The sequence below is a fragment of the Pseudomonas chlororaphis subsp. aurantiaca genome (assembly GCF_013466605.1).
Lineage (GTDB): Bacteria > Pseudomonadota > Gammaproteobacteria > Pseudomonadales > Pseudomonadaceae > Aquipseudomonas > Aquipseudomonas chlororaphis_I.
On record NZ_CP059162.1, the window covers coordinates 1,598,489 to 1,613,709 of the forward strand.

Here is a 15,221-nt window from a genome sequence, read left to right on the forward strand (position 1 = left end):
TGGGGCGTCACATGGTGACTCAGTCAGTGGATGGCTTGGGGCGCTCATACTGGGCATTGAAGGCCTCGATGAAACCATTACGTAAAATCTGCAAAAAAGCCTGGAATGCGCTGACATCACGCTGATGTACGCTGCCTTTGAGTTCGACCCGGGTGGCGAACTGGTTTTTTTCCTGGTTTTTCAGCACGGTTTCGCTGCCCCCCACCAGGGCTTCCCAGATCGAGCGGAATATCCCCTTGTCCTTGCTCTCGACATCCTGCCGCCAGTTGAACACATCGACATCGCGCAACAGCGGCTTGATGTAGCCAGTGAGCTGGCCCTTGTTGGCCTCGGCTTCGATCACCAGGTCACCGTGGCCGGCGTTGAAGTCGAATTTGCCATAGGCGCCGGCGAAGTCGTTCAAGCGCTTGAGTTCGATATCCCGCACGCGCAGGCGGAACTCGAAGTCCTGGAAGTCGCTCAGCGGGTCGAAGGTGGCGTTGGTTTCCAGGGGCGCATGGCCCAGCAGCAGGGCCTTGCCTTCGAGGCGGGCGTCGCGTTTGCCCTGGGTGTCGACCACATTGGTCAGGTTGTAGGCGCTGGCGTTGACCTGGGTGGCGCTCATGTTCACCGGCGGTTTGGAGTTGAAGTTACGGAAACTGATCTTGCCGTCGCTGACCTGTACTTCGTTGAGGGTGATGGGCAGCAGCTTGTTCAGCTGGGCCCGCCAGTCGGTGCCTTCGCCGGTTTGCGAGTTCTTTTTGTTGGAACCGTCGACGAAGTTGACCTGCGGCCCGACAAATTGCACTTCGGCCACCACCGCCTGGTCGTACCACAGGGAGTGCCAGCTCACCGACAGATCGACCAGCGGTGCATTGACGAACGGCACCGGCACCTTGCCGTCGACCTTGACGATTTTCAGACCATTGATCCGGTAGGCACCGCGCCACAGGGCCAGGTCGACATCGGCGATCTGGCCGCGGTAGTCGCCCATATTGGCGAGCCGGTCATTGAGGTAGTCGCGCACCAGATAGGGCAGGGCGATGTGCAGGGCGACCAGCAGCACCAGCACCCCGGAGAGGGTCCACAGAGGCCAGCTATAGCGACGTTTCATGAGCAAGAGTCTCCAGCCATGTGCCTTATAGCGATTGACTCCCTGGCATTGCAGTCGTTCGTCCCGACTGGACGCTCATGGGTGCGAGGCATACCCTTGGACACTTCCTTTCACGCTGTACAAGGACCCAGCCATGAGCCGCATTTTCGTCGACAACGCCCATTCCATTGGCAATACGCCGCTGGTGCAGATCAACCGCATCGCGCCCCGCGGCGTCACCATCCTGGCCAAGATCGAAGGGCGCAACCCGGGTTATTCGGTGAAGTGCCGGATCGGCGCGAACATGATCTGGGACGCGGAAAGCAGCGGCAAACTCAAGCCGGGCATGACCATCATCGAGCCGACCTCGGGTAACACCGGCATTGGCCTGGCATTCGTCGCCGCGGCCCGTGGCTACAGGCTGGTCCTGACCATGCCGGCTTCGATGAGCATCGAGCGGCGCAAGGTGCTCAAGGCCCTGGGGGCCGAGCTGGTGTTGACCGAGCCGGCCAAGGGCATGAAAGGCGCGATCGAGAAGGCCGCGCAAATCCTTGCCAGCGATCCTGAAAAATATTTCATGCCACAGCAGTTCGATAACCCGGCCAACCCGGCGATCCACGAGAAAACCACCGGTCCGGAGATCTGGAATGACACCGATGGCGCCGTGGACGTGCTGGTGGCCGGCGTCGGCACCGGCGGCACCATCACCGGGGTTTCCCGCTACATCAAGAAGACCCAGGGCAAACCTATCCTGTCGGTGGCGGTGGAGCCGAGCGTGTCGCCGGTGATCACCCAGAAACTGGCCGGCGAAGAGATCAAGCCCAGCCCGCACAAGATCCAGGGCATCGGTGCCGGTTTTGTGCCGAGCAACCTCGACCTGTCGATGGTCGACCGGGTCGAGCTGGTCAGCGACGAGGAGTCCAAGGCCATGGCCCTGCGCCTGATGCAGGAGGAGGGGATCCTCTGTGGCATTTCCTGCGGCGCGGCGATGGCGGTGGCGGTGCGCCTGGCGGAAACTCCCGAGATGCAGGGCAAGACCATAGTGGTGGTGCTGCCGGATTCGGGTGAGCGTTACCTGTCGAGCATGCTGTTCAGCGACCTGTTCACCGAACAGGAAAACCAGCAGTAAGGTTGAGGGCAGGCTCCGCAGGAGCCGGCTTACCGGCGATCGAAGGTACGGCGGCTGCGGCTGCTGGGCAGATTGCAATTGTCCTGACATGCATCAGCCGGCGTTCAGCCGGGGTGTGTTAATTAGCGTTTTATTGCACGACTGTTAACACTGATTGTCGGTTTGTGCGGGTTTTTCCAGGGGCCAGGAGTGTTTATCATGGCCGGCTGCCATGCCGGATGAATGCTGCCCCGCTGGTAACTATTTCAAGGAGATATTGCATGAGCCTTTCGTTTGCCGCCAAGTCCGCGGTATTGCTGCTATTCATCGGCAGCACTCTCTACGTGCATTTACGCGGTAAGGCTCGACTGCCGGTGCTGCGTCAGTTCGTCAACCATTCGGCGCTGTTCGCTCCTTATAACGCCTTGATGTACCTGTTTTCCGGCGTGCCTTCCAAGCCTTACCTGGACCGCAGCAAGTTCCCCGAACTGGATGTGCTCAAGGACAACTGGGAAGTGATCCGCAACGAAGCCATGCACCTGTTCGACGAGGGTTACATCCGCGCCGCCGAGAAGAACAACGACGCCGGTTTCGGTTCGTTCTTCAAGAAGGGCTGGAAGCGTTTCTACCTCAAGTGGTACGACAAACCGCTGCCATCGGCCGAATTGCTGTGCCCGAAGACCGTTGAACTGGTCAGCCGTATTCCCAACGTCAAGGGCGCGATGTTCGCCCTGCTGCCCGGTGGCAGCCACCTGAACCCGCACCGTGATCCGTTCGCCGGCTCCTTGCGTTATCACCTGGGCCTGTCCACGCCGAACTCCGACGATTGCCGGATTTTCGTCGACGGCCAGGTCTACGCCTGGCGCGATGGCGAAGACGTGATGTTCGACGAAACCTACGTGCACTGGGTGAAGAACGAGACCGACAAGACCCGGGTCATCCTGTTCTGCGACATCGAGCGTCCGCTGAGCAATCCGCTGATGACCCGTATCAACCGCTGGATCAGCGGCTGGCTGGGGCGTGCCACCGCGCCGCAGAACCTCGACGACGAGCGCGTCGGTGGGATCAACCAGGCCTATGCCTGGAGCAAGCGCTTCAGCGACCGCATCAGTGGTGTGGTCAAGCAATGGAAACGCCGCAATCCGAAGCTCTACCGGGTCATGCGTCCGGTGCTGGCGGTAGTGGTCCTGACCGCCCTGGGCTACTGGCTGTTCGGATAAGGCGTTGCAATGAATATCGGGTGCTGGTTATAGTCGGCGCCCGGTGTATCAGATTCACCTTCCTCTTCAGAAAGATCAGCACATGCCTCATTCCCTCATCAACGCGGTAGTCGATTCAGCGGTCAACGCTGGCGTCGTGCCGTGCGGGAACCCGCAGCCTGTGCAGATCAGTCATTACCCCCCACCTGTCAGTAGCACGCCGGTGTGCGCCGTCGTATCACCGCCGGGCGTTGTCGTACGGGGCTGATCAGCAACCTCTGCTGTTGCCCGCGCCCGCCAGAAAAAAACTACTGAATTTCAGCCTCGGCTGAGTTGGCTATTTGCCTGATTACAGGTGGTATTCATGTTGCTCATAGCAAAAAAGTCCGCGCTTGCGGCGGCTTCCACGAGCCTGTTCGTCCTGCTCTGGAGCAGTGGGGCGATCTTCTCCAAATGGGGTCTGGCCCACGCCTCGCCCTTTGCCTTCCTGCTGTTCCGTTTCGCCATCGCCCTGTGCGGCCTGGTGCTGTTGATTCCCTTGCTCAAGCTGCGTTTGCCCCGCGGGCGCAAGCCGATGCTGTACGCGGTGGCCACCGGGCTGGTGTTGCTGGGGGCGTATCAGATCTTCTATCTGCTGGCCCTGGACCTGAAGGTCACCCCGGGCGTGATGGCCACCATCATGGGGGTACAGCCGATCCTCACCGTGGTGATCATGGAGCGTCAGCGTTCCTGGAGTCGGATGTTCGGCCTGGCGCTGGGGTTGGCCGGGTTGATCATGGTGGTCTACCAGGGCATCGGCCTGGCCGGCATGTCGTTGGCCGGGATGCTCTTCGGCCTGCTGGCCCTGGTGAGCATGACCCTGGGCTCGATCATGCAGAAGCGCATCAGCGACAACCCGCTGGGCACCCTGCCGGTGCAATACCTGGCCGGGCTGTTGCTGTGCGCGCTGTTCGTGCCGTTCCAGCCGTTTCACTTCGAGCACAGCGTCGGCTTTATCGTCCCGGCGCTGTGGATGGGGCTGGTGGTCTCGGTGCTGGCGACCCTGCTGCTGTACCGGCTGATCGCTCGCGGCAATCTGGTGAATGTCACCAGCCTGTTCTACCTGGTGCCGGCAGTGACGGCCGTGATGGACTACCTGTTCTTCGGTAATCGACTGGCGCTGCTGAGCGTGCTCGGCATGCTGTTGATCATCGTCGGGCTAGTGTTTGTGTTCCGCAAAAACAGCTGATTCAGAAAGTGCCGGGCGCAGCTTTCGATTTGATCGAGGGCTGCGCCTTTTTTGTCTGGGACGCACCCTTCAGATTGAGCAGGACTGGCCGATAGCAATAGTGGCTCATTGCCATTAATTTGTATTCGCTTTTACCCTATTTGTTACTGTTTTGGGAATAGGACAAACCTTAAAAATTAAAGATTCCTTCTACACTGACGACATACTCTTCAGGCCCAATGGAGAAAGTCAGAATGAGTACCAAGCTGGTTTTGGCAGGTGTCGGCATGTTTCTAGGCTTGAGTGGAATCTGTTCCGCAGCCCCTCAAAGCATCCAGGGAACGATCTATTTTCACGGCAGCATCGTCGAGGAGCCTTGCACACCAAGCTCGACTGCCAATGGCGGGGCTGTATTGAGCCTGCGCCAGTGCCCACAACTGTCGCGGGGTAACGACATCCGGGTGCACGGTGTCGGTCCGTCGAGCACGGTGACGGCCGTCGGCCAGTCGCCGGTCAACGTCAAGCTGGTGACGGACAGCGGCAAGGACGGGCGCTACTACGATCAGCAATATGCGCTGGTCGATGGGGCAGGCAAACCGGTGAACTCGGGGACCTACCTGATTACCCTGACGTCGCCATGACGCAGGTATAGGCCAATGCCCAGCGCTAGAGCGCCGGGTATTGAATGGCCGTCACGGATGCCCCCGTTGTTGCTGGAGGCATGCCTTGACGAAGGCAAAAAAAAAAGACCGGCAAGTGTGCCTTGTCGGTCAATCCACAATACGCAGCGGCGGGGCCGCCGCTGCGTGATCAGTACAGGGTCAGAAGCGGTAGCTGGCGTTCAGGCTCAGGCCGTGTTCGCCGGCACCGCTGCCCAGTTGCCCGCTGTAGGCGGCGCCCAGGCTCAGCTCGGGAGTCCCCGGGTTTCCCCCCGGCTTCGACCACCGCGCTGTTGCGCGAGTAAGCCGCGCCTTCGGTGCGGAACGCATCGCTGCCGTCGAAACGGTGGGTGTTGGACGGCGTGATGCCAGCCAGGGCGTGTTTCCAGCCGGCGCTGCCGAACACGGTCAGCAACTTACCGTTATCCAGCTGCTTGTCGGCGCTGGCGCGCAGACCCAGGGTGGAGAGCGTCTGCTCGTCCGACGCGTGCTTGGCGCGCAGGGCCGCGGGGCCGCCATCTTCCTTGAAGCCTTCGCTCTTGACCTGCACATAGGCCAGGTTGGCGAAGGGTTCCAGCTGTACCGAAGGGCTGAGGTCGAAGCGCCGGCCCAGCTCACCGAAGGCTTGCAGGGTATTGGCGTCATGCTTGGACTTCAGGTGGTCGCTGTAGCCGCCGTTCGCGCCGGCACCCAGTTGCAGGGTGCCGTTGCTGATCAGCATGCCGCCGTTGTAGGTGTTTTCGCCGGTGAGCACGGTGCCGCCGCCGACTTTGGCCACGCCTAGGTCGGCAGCGATGATGCTGTCCTGGCTGTTGACCTGGCTGCCGTTCTTGACCAGCAGGGTGCCATTGCCGGCGCCGCCGACCATCAGGCGCTTGTCGCTGGTCAGGGTGTCGCCCTGGGAGTAGGCTTGGGAGCCGCTTTTGAGGTTCAGGTCGGTGGAGCCGCCTTTGCCGACGATCAGGTCGCCGCCGGTGTTCAGGGTCGCGCCGTTGTTGAAGGTGGCCTTGCCCGTGGCGCCCTGTACGGTGCCCAGGGTGAAGCCGTCAGCGACGTTCAGCTTGCCGCTGCCGCCGACATTCAATTGGCCCAGGCCGTTGTTGGCGGTGCCAACGTTCAGGCTGCCGACCGTTCAGGCGCTGTCCAGTTGCGCGACCTGGTTGCTCAGCCCGGGGAGCGGTCGATCGATATTGACCGCCTCATTGCTGGCGGGAGCGCCGTTGCTCCAGTTACCACTGTGGTTTGGACGAGGGGGTAAAAGAAGGGGGTAAAAAATAAAGACGGCGGGGTAATGATTTTTTTGCTTGAGGGGATGTTTTTATTGGGAGGGTAGTATTTGTTTTTTGAAGAAGGCGATGGATTTTTTATTGTTTTAAGTTCTTTTTGCCGAAGAGTGGAAGTTGCGGTGTCCGATAGGCAGTTCGGTTCCACCCAAGCCTGATCGAGACTGTCATGCAAGTGGCGAGCGCACCCATGTTGCAAGGCCGCTCGCAATGCCGGGGAATCGACGCGATCAGCGATCCGCCAGTTCCTGGGGCGAAGCGACCCGGGCTCCCGGTTTGAGTACCAGCCACAAGGCCGCGCCGATCAGTACGCCGCCATACACGTGGGCCATGGACAGCGGCTCGTCCAGCAGCAACGCGCCCCACAACACCCCGAACGGCGGGATCATGAAGGTCACGGTCATCGACTTGACCGGGCCGATCGAGCTCAGCAGGCGGAAATACAGGATGTAGGCAAAGGCGGTGCAGGCCAGTCCCAGGCCCAGCAACGACAGCCAGACGTTCCAGCCGCCCCAGCTGGCGGGCGGCTGGCTGATGGCGCTGTAGGCGAAGACCGGCAGCAGGAACAGGCTGGCGCCGAGCATGCTGCCCAGGGCCGAGAGGCGACTGTCGAGGCCGCCGGCCTGGTCCAGCCAGCGCCGCGCGAGGAAGCCGGCGAAGCCGTAGCAGGTGGTGGCGAGCAGGCAGGCCAGCGCGCCCAGCAGCAGTTCCAGGTCGAATGTCATGGGGCCGGCGCGGGTCAGGATGCCCACGCCGAACAGGCCCAGGCTGACTCCGGCGATTTTTGTCGAGGTCAGTTTCTCGTGGAAGAACAGCCCGCCGATCAGCACGCCCATCAAGGGCGTGGTGGCATTGAAGATCGCCGAATAACCGGCCGGCAGCACCAGGGCCGCCACCGAATACATAGTGGCGGGGATGCCGGAGTTGATCACGCCGAGCAGCAGCACGGTCTTGAACTTGCCCTGGAAGTCCCAGCTGATGCGCATCAGCGCGAGGATCACCAGCAGGCCGGTGGCGGCGATGGAGACGCGAAAGAATGCCGTGGGAATGCTGCCGATCACTGGAGCGATGATGCGCATGAACAGAAAACTCGCGCCCCAGATCGCGGCCAGGGACAACAAACGCAGGGTATCGACAAGTCTCACGGCGCAACTCCTTTGACGGCCCCTGCAACGGCCCTTTTTTCGGCAGGGCGAGAGTGTTGCCGAGAGACGGGGCGCGAGCAATCGCTATCTTGCGGTCGAATTGGCGGGATCCTTCTATCCACGGAAAAATTGCACTTCTCCTGCACCCGGTTCACTGGCTAAGCTCAGGCTTCTCGAATTCCCGCAGAGGTCTCACCATGCCGCAGAAATGGCCCGCCGCCGATATCGCTCGAACGATCCTCGATGGCTTCGACGATTACCGCGAGCACTTTCGCCAGATCACCGACGGTGCCCGGGCGCGCTTCGAACAGGCGCAGTGGCAGGAGGCGCAGAAGGCCTCGGCGGCGCGGATCAACCTGTATGAGGAAAAGGTCAGCGAGACCGTGGAGCGGCTGCGCACGACTTTCGACCTGGAAACCCTGCTCGACGTCAATCAGTGGCCGCTGGTGAAAAGCGCCTATATCAGCCTGATCGACCTGCGCTTCGACGATGAGTTGTCCGAGACCTGGTACAACTCGGCCTTCTGCGGTCTGTTCAGCCACGACCTGATCAGCGACGGCTGCATGTTCATCCACACCACGCGGCCGAGCCTGCGCCGCGCCCGGGCTGCTCAGACCCGTACCTACCGGCCGCAAGGTCATCTGTCGACGATGCTCGAACAGATCTTCGTCGACTACAGCTTCAGCGAGGCCTATGCCGACCTGCCCGGCGACTTGCGGCGCCTGGAGTCGCAGTTGCGGGAGAACCTGCCGGACTGGGTGTGCAAGGACCCGGAACTGGCGGTGGAGCTGTTTTCCTCGGTGCTGTACCGCAACAAGGGCGCCTACCTGGTGGGCCGCATCTATACCCACGACGAGCAGTGGCCGCTGGTGATTCCACTGCTGCATCGCGAAGGGCGGGGCATCCAGATCGACGCGTTGATCACCGACGAAGCCGAGGTGTCGATCATCTTTTCCTTCACCCGCTCCTATTTCATGGTCGACGTGCCGGTGCCGGCGGAGTTCATCGGTTTCCTCAAGCGCATCCTGCCGGGCAAGCACATCGCCGAGCTGTACACCTCCATCGGTTTCTACAAGCATGGCAAGTCCGAGTTCTACCGGGCGCTGATCAACCACCTGGCCAACACCGACGACCAGTTCATCATGGCCCCGGGCGTGCGCGGCATGGTCATGAGCGTGTTCACCCTGCCGGGCTTCAACACCGTGTTCAAGATCATCAAGGACCGCTTCTCGCCGTCGAAAAACGTCGACCGCGCCACGGTGATCGAGAAGTACCGCCTGGTGAAAAGCGTCGACCGGGTCGGGCGCATGGCCGATACCCAGGAGTTCGCCGATTTCCGCTTTCCCCTGGGCAAGTTCGATCCGGCGTGCCTGGCGGAGTTGCTGGAAGTGGCGCCGTCGACGGTGTCGGTGGAGGGCGATACGGTGCTGATCCGCCACTGCTGGACCGAGCGGCGCATGACCCCGCTCAACCTCTACCTGGACCACGCCAACCCGGCCCAGGTGCGCGAGGCGCTGGACGACTACGGCCTGGCGATCAAGCAGCTGGCCGCAGCGAATATCTTCCCCGGCGACATGCTGCTGAAGAACTTCGGCGTCACCCGCCATGGCCGGGTGGTGTTCTACGACTACGACGAGATCTGCTTTCTCACTGAAGCCAACTTCCGCCACATCCCGGCGCCGCGCACCCCGGAGGACGAGATGGCTTCCGAGCCCTGGTATTCCATCGGCCCGCTGGACGTGTTCCCCGAGGAGTTCCCGCCGTTCCTGTTCGCCGACGCCGGGCAGCGCAAGCTGTTCGACCAGCTGCACGGCGAGCTGTACAACGCCGATTACTGGAAAGGCCTGCAGGACGCCATTCGCGCCGGCAAGGTGATCGATGTGTTCCCGTACCGGCGCAAGGACCGGGACAACGAATAAGCCTGCACCGCGCGCCCCTGTAGCCACTGGCCAAGCCTGCGTCCGAAGACGAAGTCCGCGCAAAACCGCTGCTCGCGGTACATCAGGAATACTTGGGACGCAGGTTTTACGACAGCTTCGCAGCCGAACGCAGGCTACGCCAGCGGCTACAAGGATCTCGTTCGCTCGTTAAATCTGCGACAATCCGCCCCCTGCATAAATAGACGACCCTTGCGTACCCGATGACTTCCGAATCGCCTGCAATCGACCAACTGCTGAAAAACCTCGACCAAGCCATGCTCGCCGACCGCCACCGGTTGCGCCGGCAGCTGCTTGAGCTGCGCAAGAAGCCCGACGAGGCCAAGCTTGGGCAGTGGGTCGAACGCATGCAGGCGTCCTGCGCCCAGGTGGCGGCGCGGCGCGCCAGCGTGCCGTCGATTCGCTACGACGACAGCCTGCCGATCGCAGCCAAGCGCGACGAAATCAAGGCGGCGCTGCAAAAGCACCAGGTGCTGATCATCGCTGGCGAAACCGGCTCGGGTAAAACCACCCAGTTGCCGAAGATCTGCCTGGAAATCGGTCGCGGCCAGCATGGCCTGATCGGTCATACCCAGCCCCGGCGGATCGCCGCGCGCAGCGTGGCCAGCCGGGTCGCCGAAGAGCTGGCGACGCCGCTAGGAGCCCTGGTGGGTTATCAGGTGCGCTTCGAGGACCAGAGCGACTCGAACACCCTGATCAAGCTGATGACCGACGGCATCCTGCTGGCGGAAACCCAGAACGACCGCTACCTGGAGCGCTACGACACGATCATCGTCGACGAAGCCCACGAACGCAGCCTGAACATCGACTTCCTGCTGGGCTACCTGAAGACCCTGCTGCCGCGGCGTCCGGACCTCAAGGTCATCATCACTTCGGCGACCATCGACTTGGAGCGCTTCTCCAAGCATTTCGACGACGCGCCGATCGTCGAGGTCTCCGGTCGCACCTTCCCGGTGGAAACCTGGTACCGCCCGCTGACCCTGGAGCAGGACGAAGAGGGCAACCGGGTCGAGGACGACCTGACGGTGGACCAGGCGATCCTCGCCACCCTCGATGAAATCGCCGCCCATGAGCGCAGCGAGCGCCGCAGCCCGGGTGACGTGCTGGTGTTCCTGCCGGGCGAGCGGGAGATTCGCGACGCCGCCGAAATGCTGCGCAAGGCCCAGCTCAAGCACACTGAAATCCTGCCGCTGTATGCGCGCCTGTCGCCGGCCGAGCAACAGCGGATCTTCCAGTCGCACCCGGGCCGTAGAGTCGTACTGGCGACCAACGTCGCCGAGACCTCGCTGACCGTGCCGGGCATCCGCTACGTGATCGACAGCGGCACCGCGCGCATCAGCCGCTACAGCTACCGGGCCAAGGTCCAGCGCCTGCCCATCGAGGCGATTTCCCAGGCCAGCGCCAACCAGCGTAAAGGCCGCTGCGGCCGGGTCGAGCCGGGCATCTGCGTGCGCCTGTACAGTGAAGAGGATTTCAACGGTCGTCCGCAGTTCACCGACCCGGAGATCCTGCGCACCAACCTGGCGGCGGTGATCCTGCAGATGCTCCATCTGCGCCTCGGTGAAATCACCGCGTTTCCCTTTATCGAGCCGCCGGACGGCAAGGCCATCAGCGACGGTTTCAACCTGCTGCAAGAACTCTCGGCGGTGGACCGCAACAGCCAGCTGACGCCGCTGGGCCGCCAGTTGGCGCGGTTGCCGGTAGACCCGCGCATGGGCCGCATGCTGCTGGAAGCGGCGAAGCTGGGCAGCCTGCAGGAAGTGCTGATCGTCGCCAGCGCCATGTCGATCCAGGACCCGCGCGAGCGGCCGCCGGAGCGCCAGCAGGCGGCCGACCAGGCCCACGCGCAATGGAAGGACGCCGACTCGGATTTCGCCGGGCTGGTCAATCTGTGGCGGGGTTTCGAAGAGCAGCGCCAGGCGCTGACCGCCAGCCCGCTGCGTAACTGGTGCCGCAAGAATTTCCTCAACTACATGCGCCTGCGCGAGTGGCGCGACTCCCACCGCCAGTTGAGCCTGATCTGTCGCGACCTGCAGCTGAGCTTGAACAAGGAGCCGGCCGACTATCCGAAACTGCACAAGGCGGTACTGGTCGGCCTGCTGAGCCAGATCGGCCAGAAGACCGAGGAGGGTGATTACCTCGGTGCCCGTCAGCGGCGCTTCTGGGTGCACCCGTCGTCCGGGCTGGGCAAGAAGCGTCCGCAGTGGCTGATGACCGCCGAGCTGGTGGAAACCACCAAGCTTTATGCGCGCATGGTGGCGAAGATCGAACCGGACTGGATCGAGCCACTGGCCGGGCACCTGATCAAGAAGAACCACTTCGAACCCCATTGGGAGAAGAAGCGCGGGCAGGTGGTGGCCTACGAGCAGATCACCCTGTTCGGCCTGATCGTGGTCGGCCGCCGCCCGGTGCATTACGGCCCGGTGGACCCGGTGGTGTCGCGCGAGCTGTTTATCCGCGAAGGCCTGGTGCGTGGCGAGATCCAGTCGAAGGCCAAGTGCCTGAGTGCCAACACGCGCTTGCTGGAACAGCTCGACGAACTGGAGGCCAAGGCCCGGCGCCGCGACATCCTCGCCGACGAGGAAACCCTGTTCGCCTTCTACGACGCGCGCCTGCCGGCGGAAATCCACCAGACCGCGACCTTCGACAGCTGGTACCGGGTGCACAGCCAGAAAGACCCGCAACTGCTGATCATGCGCGAGGAAGACGTGCTGGCCCGCGAGGCCAGCGAAGTCACCGCCATGCAGTACCCGGATACCTTGCAGATCGGCGATCTGGAACTGGCCCTGAGTTACCACTTCGAGCCTAACCACCCAAGGGACGGCGTAACCCTGCGGGTGCCGGCGCCGCTGCTGCCGGCCTTGCCCGCCGAGCGTCTTGAATGGCTGGTGCCGGGGTTGGTGGAAGCCAAGTGCATCGCCCTGGTGCGCAACCTGCCCAAGGCGCTGCGCAAGAACTTCGTGCCGGTGCCGGACTTCGTCAAGGCGGCCCTGGCGCGTATCGATTTCGCCCAGGGCTCGCTGCCCCAGGCGCTGGGGCGCGAGCTGCTGCGCATGACCGGTGCGCGGGTCAGCGACGAGGCCTGGGCCGAGTCGGCGCAACAGGTGGAAAGCCACCTGCGGATGAACCTGGAAATCGTCGACGCCCAGGGCAAGTTCCTCGGCGAAGGCCGCGACCTGGCCGAGCTGACCGCGCGTTTCGCCGAAGCCAGCCAGGCCGCCCTGGCCGTGCCGCAAACCGCGAAAAGCCAGCAGCCGGTAGAGGCCAAGGTGTTCGCCGCGGTGGCGGAGAAAACCCAGCAGAAGATCGCCGGGCTGTCGATGACGGTGTATCCGGCGCTGATAGAAGAAGGCGGGACCGTCAAGGAAGGGCGTTTCTCCACCCCGGCCGAGGCCGAGTTCCAGCATCGCCGCGCCTTGCAGCGCCTGTTGCTGCAACAGCTGGCCGAGCCGGCCAAGTTCCTGCGCAACAAGCTGCCGGGGCTGACCGAGCTGGGCCTGCTGTATCGCGAACTGGGGCGTGTCGACGCCCTGGTGGAAGACATCCTGCTGGCCAGCCTCGACAGCTGCGTGCTGGAAGGCGAGGACAGCCTGCCCCGGGACGGCGCCGGCCTGGCCTCGCTGGCCGAACGCAAGCGCGGCAGCTGGACCGAGCACGCCGAGCGCCTGGCGCGCCTGACCCTGGACATCCTCAAGCTCTGGCATGGCCTGCAAAAGCGCTTCAAGGGCAAGATCGACCTGGCCCAGGCGGTGGCGCTGAACGACATCAAGTCGCAGCTTGGCCATCTGGTGTACCCGGGTTTTGTCCGCGAAACCCCGGCGCAGTGGCTCAAGGAACTGCCGCGTTACCTCAAGGCCGTCGAGCTGCGTTTCGAGAAACTCGGCAGCCAGGTGCAGAAGGACCGGGTCTGGAGTACCGAACTGGCCGGCCTGTGGAACCAGTACCAGGCCCGCGCCGGCAAACACGCCCAGGAAGGCAAGCGCGACCCGCAGCTGGAGCTGTACCGCTGGTGGCTGGAGGAATACCGGGTGTCGCTGTTCGCCCAGCAACTGGGCACCAAGGCGCCGATTTCCGACAAGCGCCTGAACAAGCAGTGGAGCCAGGTGGAAGCCTGATTTCTTGCCCCCCCTGTAGCCGCTGCCGCAGGCTGCGATCGACCGGAACGGTCGTGGCGATCGTTCCAACGCAGGAAGGCCTGCGGCCTTATCGCAGCCTGCGGCAGCGGCTACAGCGATCTGTGATGGCGGCGATTACGCTTGCCGATGGGGCCAAACGCCGGCGTTTATGGCAAACTTCGCCGTTATAAATGCCGGCCCCGCGGTTTTGAGCGTTCGCCGCCCGGGCAAAGCGGAATAAAGCGATGTCAGGTCCTATTCCGCCAGTCGGGATAGACCATTTACGGTTTGGTACGACGGTGCCAATACCTTCTGCCTGGAACAGAATAGAGGAACGACCGTGCATAACGTCGTCATCAGCGGCACTGGCCTGTACACCCCGGTCAACAGCATCTCCAACGAAGAGCTGGTGGAGTCTTTCAACACCTACGTGCATCAGTTCAACGCCGACAACGCACAAGCGATCGAGCGCGGCGAGGTTCAGGCCCTGACCGAATCCAGCGCGGCCTTCATCGAGAAGGCCTCTGGCATCAAAAGCCGCTTTGTCATGGACAAGGACGGTATCCTCGACCCGCAGCGCATGACCCCGCGCCTGCCCGAGCGTTCCAACGACGAATGGTCGGTGCTCTGCCAGATGGCCATCGGCGCCGCCGAACAGGCCCTGCAACGCGCCGGCAAGACCGCCGCGGACATCGACGGGGTGATAGTCGCCTGCTCCAACCTGCAACGCGCCTACCCGGCCATCGCCATCGAAGTCCAGGAAGCCCTGGGCATCGCTGGTTTCGGTTATGACATGAACGTGGCCTGCTCCTCGGCCACCTTCGGCATCCAGGCCGCCTGCAACAGCGTGCAGCTGGGCCAGGCCCGGGCGATCCTGATGGTCAACCCGGAAGTCTGCACCGGCCACCTGAACTTCCGTGACCGCGACAGCCATTTCATCTTCGGCGACGCGGCCACCGCGGTGATTATCGAGCGGGCTGACCTGGCCACCTCGCCGTACCAGTTCGACATCATCAGCACCAAGCTGCTGACCAAGTTCTCCAACAATATCCGCAACAACTTCGGCTTCCTCAACCGCGCCGCGGAAGAGGGCATCGGCGCGCCGGACAAACTCTTCGTGCAGGAAGGCCGCAAGGTGTTCCGCGACGTCTGCCCGATGGTGGCGGAACTGATCGCCGAGCACCTGCAGGAAAACCAGTTGAACGTCAGCGACGTGAAGCGCTTCTGGCTGCACCAGGCCAACCTCAGCATGAACCACCTGATCGTCAAGAAGCTGCTGGGCCGCGAAGCCACCGAAGAGGAAGCCCCGGTGATTCTCGACACCTACGCCAACACCAGTTCGGCCGGTTCGGTGATCGCTTTCCACAAGAACCAGGACGACCTGACCAGCGGCTCGCTGGCGGTACTCAGCTCGTTCGGCGCCGGTTATTCGATTGGCAGTGTGCTTCTGCGCAAGCGTTGACAGTCTTATGGATCGCAGCCGCTGAGCGCTGGCC

The 15,221-nt window shown here is 62.7% G+C and carries 10 protein-coding genes; 7 read left to right on the top strand and 3 right to left on the bottom strand.

The window, feature by feature from the left end; genetic code table 11:
* Positions 1-19 precede the first annotated feature (19 nt).
* Positions 20-1,093, bottom strand: a complete 1,074-nt coding sequence (locus H0I86_RS07325) for a DUF748 domain-containing protein (RefSeq protein ID WP_180924534.1) — start codon at positions 1,091-1,093, stop codon at positions 20-22.
* A gap of 133 nt (positions 1,094-1,226) precedes the next feature.
* Between H0I86_RS07325 and cysK the strand changes: the two genes are divergently transcribed.
* From cysK to H0I86_RS07345, 4 genes are all read left to right on the top strand, one after another.
* A complete protein-coding gene (cysK, locus tag H0I86_RS07330; RefSeq protein WP_180924535.1) occupies positions 1,227-2,201 on the top strand; it encodes a cysteine synthase A in 975 nt (324 codons plus the stop codon).
* A 260-nt stretch (positions 2,202-2,461) separates the two neighbouring features.
* On the top strand, positions 2,462-3,400 hold the full coding sequence (locus H0I86_RS07335; RefSeq protein ID WP_180924536.1) for an aspartyl/asparaginyl beta-hydroxylase domain-containing protein: 939 nt from the start codon (positions 2,462-2,464) through the stop codon (positions 3,398-3,400).
* A gap of 343 nt (positions 3,401-3,743) precedes the next feature.
* Positions 3,744-4,607 (top strand): DMT family transporter, encoded by an 864-nt coding sequence (locus H0I86_RS07340; protein ID WP_025805077.1) that lies wholly within the window; start codon positions 3,744-3,746, stop codon positions 4,605-4,607.
* Between the two features lie 233 nt (positions 4,608-4,840).
* On the top strand, positions 4,841-5,227 hold the full coding sequence (locus tag H0I86_RS07345) for a type 1 fimbrial protein (RefSeq protein WP_124314791.1): 387 nt from the start codon (positions 4,841-4,843) through the stop codon (positions 5,225-5,227).
* Between the two features lie 169 nt (positions 5,228-5,396).
* Here H0I86_RS07345 and H0I86_RS07350 read toward each other — a convergent pair whose 3' ends face one another.
* Both H0I86_RS07350 and H0I86_RS07355 read right to left on the bottom strand, forming a co-directional pair.
* Complete coding sequence (locus H0I86_RS07350; RefSeq protein ID WP_258019414.1) at positions 5,397-6,329, bottom strand: autotransporter domain-containing protein; 933 nt, start codon at positions 6,327-6,329, stop codon at positions 5,397-5,399.
* Positions 6,330-6,758: 429 nt separating this feature from the next.
* Positions 6,759-7,673 carry a DMT family transporter gene (locus H0I86_RS07355; RefSeq protein ID WP_124314792.1) on the bottom strand — a complete coding sequence of 305 codons (915 nt, stop codon included), beginning with the start codon at positions 7,671-7,673 and terminating at the stop codon, positions 6,759-6,761.
* Positions 7,674-7,870: 197 nt separating this feature from the next.
* On the opposite strand from H0I86_RS07355, the gene aceK reads away from it, so the two are divergent.
* From aceK to H0I86_RS07370, 3 genes are all read left to right on the top strand, one after another.
* Positions 7,871-9,592: a bifunctional isocitrate dehydrogenase kinase/phosphatase gene (gene aceK / locus H0I86_RS07360; RefSeq protein ID WP_180924537.1), complete on the top strand. Its 1,722-nt coding sequence runs from the start codon at positions 7,871-7,873 to the stop codon at positions 9,590-9,592.
* Between the two features lie 221 nt (positions 9,593-9,813).
* Positions 9,814-13,725 carry an ATP-dependent RNA helicase HrpA gene (gene hrpA, locus H0I86_RS07365; protein WP_180924538.1) on the top strand — a complete coding sequence of 1,304 codons (3,912 nt, stop codon included), beginning with the start codon at positions 9,814-9,816 and terminating at the stop codon, positions 13,723-13,725.
* Between the two features lie 340 nt (positions 13,726-14,065).
* Positions 14,066-15,187 (top strand): beta-ketoacyl-ACP synthase III, encoded by a 1,122-nt coding sequence (locus H0I86_RS07370; protein WP_180924539.1) that lies wholly within the window; start codon positions 14,066-14,068, stop codon positions 15,185-15,187.
* The last annotated feature ends 34 nt before the right edge of the window (positions 15,188-15,221 follow it).

Coding starts and splice junctions, on each gene's coding strand:
- H0I86_RS07325 (WP_180924534.1), bottom strand. CDS start 1,093: ATGAAACGTCGCTATAGCTGGCCTCTGTGGACCCTCTCCGGGGTGCTG.
- cysK (WP_180924535.1), top strand. CDS start 1,227: ATGAGCCGCATTTTCGTCGACAACGCCCATTCCATTGGCAATACGCCG.
- H0I86_RS07335 (WP_180924536.1), top strand. CDS start 2,462: ATGAGCCTTTCGTTTGCCGCCAAGTCCGCGGTATTGCTGCTATTCATC.
- H0I86_RS07340 (WP_025805077.1), top strand. CDS start 3,744: ATGTTGCTCATAGCAAAAAAGTCCGCGCTTGCGGCGGCTTCCACGAGC.
- H0I86_RS07345 (WP_124314791.1), top strand. CDS start 4,841: ATGAGTACCAAGCTGGTTTTGGCAGGTGTCGGCATGTTTCTAGGCTTG.
- aceK (WP_180924537.1), top strand. CDS start 7,871: ATGCCGCAGAAATGGCCCGCCGCCGATATCGCTCGAACGATCCTCGAT.
- hrpA (WP_180924538.1), top strand. CDS start 9,814: ATGACTTCCGAATCGCCTGCAATCGACCAACTGCTGAAAAACCTCGAC.